Consider the following 3,890-nt stretch of genomic DNA (forward strand, 5'->3'; position numbering starts at 1 on the left):
CCCCGGACCGTCGCGGGCCGCCTCCCGAGCGGTCAGGAACTGCTTCCCGATCCGACCCGGGTTCACGCGCTGCCGGGGCGGACCAGTCCGGTCTCGTAGGCCAGCACCACCGCTTGCACCCGGTCGCGCAGCCCCAGCTTGGTGAGCACCCGGCCGACATGCGTCTTGACGGTGGCCTCGGAGAGATAGAGGGCCGAGGCGATCTCGGCATTGGAGCGTCCGGCGGCGATGTGTTCGAGCACCTCGCGTTCCCGGGCGGTGAGGACGTCCAGTACGCCCGGATCGCGACCGGCGGCCGGATCGTCGGCGATCAATCGGTCGAGCAGGCGTTTGGTGACCTTCGGGGAGACCACGGCGTCACCGGCGGCGACGCTGCGGATGGCGGAGATGAGGTCCTCGGGCGGGGTGTCCTTGAGCAGGAAGCCGCTGGCTCCGGCGCGCAGCGCGCCGAGGGCGTGCTCGTCGAGGTCGAAGGTGGTCATGACCAGAACTCGGCTGCCACACCCGGAGTCGACGATCTGCCCGGTGGCGGTGACGCCGTCGGTGACCGGCATGCGCACATCCATGAGCACCACGTCGGGCCGCAGTTCGGCGGCGTGGGAGATGGCGGCGGCCCCGTTGTCGGCCTCCCCCACCACCTCGATGTCGGGGTGCGCGCCGAGCACCATCTTCAATCCCGCGCGCATGAGTTCCTGGTCGTCGACTACGAGAACGGTGATCGGCACGTAGATCAATCTATCGGCCCGCGCCACCGATTCACTCGTCCGGTGCGCGTTCCAGCGGGATCGTGGCGCGCACCCGCCACCCGCCCTCGGGGCGGCGGCCCGCGCTCAGGGTGCCGCCGAGCACGGCCATGCGCTCACGCATGCCGACCAGGCCCAGGCCGCTGCCGACGGTGGCCAGGCCGTTCGCGGGGGCGACGGTGGCGACGGTGGCGACCCCACCCGCCGGGGTATCGGTCGCTCGCGTGGTGTCGCCGGGCGCGCCACCGGAGTCGACGATCTCGATCAGGATGTCGCTGTCGCGCCGCGCCACCCGCACCTTGGCGCGCGGGTCGGGTCCGGCGTGGCGCAGGGTGTTGGTGAGCGACTCCTGCACGATGCGGTGCACGCCGAGGCTGATCTCGGGGCTGACATGGTCGAGTTCGCCGCTGAGTTCGAGTTCCACCGCCAGCCCCGCACTGCGCATCATGGCGACCACCTTGGCGATGCCGGCGGTGCCGTGCTGCGGAAGTTGTTCGGGCGCATGCTCGGTGCGCAGCAGTTCCACGGTGCGGCGCAGTTCGCGCAGGGCTTCGCGTCCGGTGCCGGCGATGGTGGTGAGCGCCTGTTCGGCGGTGTCGGGGTCGTGACGCAGGGCGTAGCGCGCGCCGTCGGCCTGCACGATGATGACGCTGACCGCGTGCGCAACCACATCGTGGAGTTCGCGGGCGATGCGGGTGCGTTCGGCGGCGACGGCATCGTGGGCACGCCGTTCGCGGTCGTAGTCGGCGACGGCCAGCCGCGCTTCCACCTCGGCGTCGTAGGCGTGACGCGCGCCGATGAATTCCGCGAGGGTCCAGCACAGGGCGTAGTAGACGGCGGTGAAGGCGGCGTCGGTACCGTCGGGCGTGCCGACCAGGAAGTGGGCCAGCGCGCTGTCGACGATGAGCGCGCCCACGTACAGCAGCCCCTGGCGGCGGCCGACATAGGCGACCAGCGTGTAGAGCATGATGCCGAGTCCGAGCAGTGCCGGATGCAGCGCGCCGCGGTCGTCCTGGATGCTCCAGTGGCTGAGGGAGCTGAAGTAGGACAGCCCGACCAGTGCGACGGCCGACCCCACCGGGTGGGTGCGCCGGAAGATGATCGGCAGCGGCAGCAGCACGCTGATGGCGAGGTAGACGGCCTTGTGATCGCTCTCGCCGATAGCGAGGAGGTCGATGAGCAGCAGACCGAGCGCCAGCATCGAATCGGCTACTTGGGGCCTGCCGCGCAACCACAGACTGAACCGGCGCATGCGTCCACCCTAAGTCGTGCCGGGCACCGGTCGTTCCAGCACGCCCACCGGCGGCTCGAGAACCGACCGGTTTGAGCTTTTTGGTGATTTGCCCGAAGTGTGCGCGTTCTGGTTGGGTCGGTGAGTGAATGTTGCGGACTGGGCGGTACTGCTGACGGCGGCGACCGCGGCCGGATGGGTGGATGCGGTGGTCGGCGGCGGCGGACTGATCATCCTGCCGACGCTGTTCGTGGTGGCACCGGGCATCGCCCCGCAAACCGCGCTGGGCACCAATAAACTCGCGGCCTTCTCCGGCACCAGCGCGGCGGTGCTCACCTTCGCCCGCAAGGTACCCATGCGATGGCGCAGCCTGCTGCCCGCCGCCCTCCTCGCCGGACTCGCGGCGGCCTGCGGCTCCGCGGCGGTCGCGCTCATCGACCGGGAACTGTTCATCCCCATCGTCATGGTGGTGCTGGTGGGTGTGGCGGTTTTCGTCACACTACGGCCGTCGATCGGCGTCACCATGACCACCCATCCCCCGACCCGCCGCAAGACCATCCTGGTGATCGCCCTGGCCGCCGGGCTCATCGGCCTCTACGACGGTTTGCTCGGCCCCGGCACCGGCACCTTCCTCATCATCACCTTCGCCACCCTGCTCGGCACCGAATTCGTGCGCGCCGCCGCCATGGCGAAGGTGATCAACTGCGGCTCCAACCTCGGCTCCCTGCTCTTCCTCGGCGCGACCGGCCACGTGCTGTGGGCCCTCGGCCTGGCCATGGCCGTCGGCAATGTGCTCGGCGCGGTCATCGGCTCCCGCATGGCCCTGGCCCGCGGCGCCGGCTTCGTCCGCGCGGTACTGCTGATCGTGGTGGTGGCCATGGTGATCCGCCTGGGCTGGCAGCAGTTCGCCTGAGCCGCGGACATATCCGGCCGCCGCGGCGAGTCCGCGGCCGAGCCCAGGCGGTGGCCGGTACCGGCTCAGACCAGGGCGTCCTCGGGTAGCGGGAGATCGTCGGTGCTGTCGCGGGCCGAATCGGGCGCGTGCCAGGCAGATTCCGACCGCGGCGGGTCGGCGTCCGGGGTCTCGAGGCGGGTGGTGCCGTCCTCCGCCCGGTACACGGTGAACCGCTCGGTGGGCAGCGGCCGGGCCGCTTCGAGCGCGCGCCGCAGAGGTTCCGACGTCAGGCGGCGCACCGCGTGGCGGGGTACTGCCGCGTCCGGACGCGCGGCGGCGGCCGACCGGTGTCCCGCCGCGACAGTCTCTCGCGCGGTACCCGTCGACTCCCGCGAGTCCATCGCGGATTCCGAACGTTCGGCGGCATCCGCCCTGGCTGCCGCCGGACGCTCCGCTCCCTCGGTTCCGGCCTCGCCCGATGCCGCCACACCGTCGCCCGGCCCGGACATGCCGTCCCGGCACTCCACCGCACGGCCTCCAGCCCCGATGCCGTGTTCCCGACGGTCGAGTGGCGCTGTGTCCGAAGCGGTATCGCGGTCGACCGATGCGGCGGCGTGTCCCGGCGTGTCGGCACCGTCCGGCACCGTATCCCCGGCGTCGTTCGCGCGGGTGGCGGGTCGCGGCCGGTCGTCGGCGGCCGGACGCACGTCGGCGGGGCGCTCGTTCAGCCAGGGGGCCAGCACCTTCGAGGTGGTCTCCTGGATCTTGCGGTGCAGTTGCTCGCCGTCCTCGAGGCCCGGTTGCTGGAACAGGACGGTGAGGGCGCCGGAGACCGCGCCGACCACCGCGCCCACCAGGGCGGCGGCGCCGACGTCGTCGAGTTCGTCCGGGAAGGCCGTCCGCAACTGTCCGGCGATCTCCTGTTGCGAGGCCAGTTGGGCGTAGGCCGCGCGGCCGCTCACGGCGGGCACGGTGCGCGAGATCCGGGCGCGCAGCACCGAGATGCGCGATGCCAGGGTGT

3 protein-coding genes and 1 pseudogene are annotated in these 3,890 nt (G+C 71.6%); 1 reads left to right on the forward strand and 3 read right to left on the reverse strand.

Translation table 11 applies throughout. From position 1 onward, the window contains the following. Positions 1-62: 62 nt before the first annotated feature. Complete coding sequence (locus QK444_RS33810; RefSeq protein WP_282786086.1) at positions 63-725, reverse strand: response regulator transcription factor; 663 nt, start codon at positions 723-725, stop codon at positions 63-65. 31 nt (positions 726-756) lie between these two features. After that, a complete protein-coding gene (locus QK444_RS33815; protein WP_282786087.1) occupies positions 757-1,995 on the reverse strand; it encodes a histidine kinase in 1,239 nt (412 codons plus the stop codon). Between the two features lie 124 nt (positions 1,996-2,119). Here QK444_RS33815 and QK444_RS33820 point away from each other — a divergent pair, with 124 nt between their 5' ends. Next, positions 2,120-2,887: a TSUP family transporter gene (locus tag QK444_RS33820; protein ID WP_282786088.1), complete on the forward strand. Its 768-nt coding sequence runs from the start codon at positions 2,120-2,122 to the stop codon at positions 2,885-2,887. A 65-nt stretch (positions 2,888-2,952) separates the two neighbouring features. Here the strand turns inward: QK444_RS33820 and QK444_RS33825 are convergent. Then, positions 2,953-3,890, reverse strand: a pseudogene (locus tag QK444_RS33825) (hypothetical protein); the annotation flags it as partial.

This window comes from Nocardia sp. CC201C (assembly GCF_030010695.1).
GTDB lineage: Bacteria > Actinomycetota > Actinomycetes > Mycobacteriales > Mycobacteriaceae > Nocardia > Nocardia otitidiscaviarum.

Excerpts from the sequence above, each read along its gene's own strand:
- QK444_RS33815 (WP_282786087.1), bottom strand. The coding sequence starts at position 1,995 with ATGCGCCGGTTCAGTCTGTGGTTGCGCGGCAGGCCCCAAGTAGCCGAT.